This window comes from Moorena producens 3L, assembly GCF_000211815.1.
GTDB lineage: Bacteria > Cyanobacteriota > Cyanobacteriia > Cyanobacteriales > Coleofasciculaceae > Moorena > Moorena producens.
In genome coordinates, this window is sequence record NZ_GL890896.1 from 2209 (window position 1) to 3234 (window position 1026).

Annotated in this window: 2 protein-coding genes; both read left to right on the plus strand. The window is 60.0% G+C overall.

From position 1 onward, the window contains the following. Positions 1-194: hypothetical protein (locus LYNGBM3L_RS45085; protein ID WP_044493034.1), on the plus strand; the 194-nt coding region annotated here is incomplete at its 5' end. A gap of 1 nt (position 195) precedes the next feature. Then, positions 196-1026: sulfotransferase (locus LYNGBM3L_RS13115; protein WP_008183728.1), on the plus strand; the 831-nt coding region annotated here is incomplete at its 3' end.

The following is a 1026-nucleotide window of genomic DNA, read 5'->3' on the forward strand; positions in this document are numbered from 1 at the left end:
CGGAGGAAGAGCTCGTGCGCGTGCGGATGCGTCGCACGCCGCTGACGGAATGGACGGAGTATTGCCGTGATGGCGTGGAAGCGATTCACGTGCCCGGCAACCACCTGACGATGATCAACCCGCCGCACGCCGCGAATTTGGCTGACGCCATTGCCAGCGCATGCGACACAGGTACCGCGCCACAGAGGTCGTAGTATGACCGTCAAGGCTTCGGCCGCCGCGACCGTGCACACCGCTCACCAGGATCTCACGAAGCCCTGGATGCCGAAGCTGTGGCACGGAATGGACTTCTTTGCCTGGTGGCGGCTACTGCGGAAGAATCACTTTGCCGTGGAGTGGCGTCGTGCGCACACGGCCGTGGCGGTCACTGGCTTCAGCGTTGCCAATACGTCGCTGCGTTGGCTCCAAGAACTCTGTTACGGACGACGGGTCCGTGCTACGGAAATCCAGGATCCAATCTTCATCATTGGGCACTACCGCACCGGCACGACGTTGCTGCACGAACTGATAGCGCTCGATGAGCGACTGACGTTTCCCACGACTTATGAATGCTTCTCCCCCAACCACTTCCTGCTGACGGAAGCGTTTGTTTCCCGTTTCTTTGGGTTCCTGCTGCCCGCCAAACGCCTCCAAGACAACATGCATCAAGGCTGGGGGCGGCCGCAGGAGGACGAGTCCGCCTTGCTGAATCGTGGCGCCGCGACGCCCTATGCACGCTGCGCATTTCCGAATCATGCGCCTCCCTATCCGGGGGCGGAAGATCTGCGCACGTTGCCCCGCGAACAGCGAGAGCAATGGATGCAGGTGCTGGAACAGTTCTTGCGACAGGTGACGTATCTGCGTCCGCGTCCCATCGTGGTGAAGTCACCTTTGCATACGTGTCGTGTCCCCACACTCCTGGAGATGTTCCCGCGAGCTCGGTTCCTCTATACGGTTCGTGAACCGCAGGCGGTTTTTTCATCGACCTGCAAGCTCTGGCGTGTGATCTATGAAAACCAGGGCTTTCAAAAACCCAATTACGTGGGG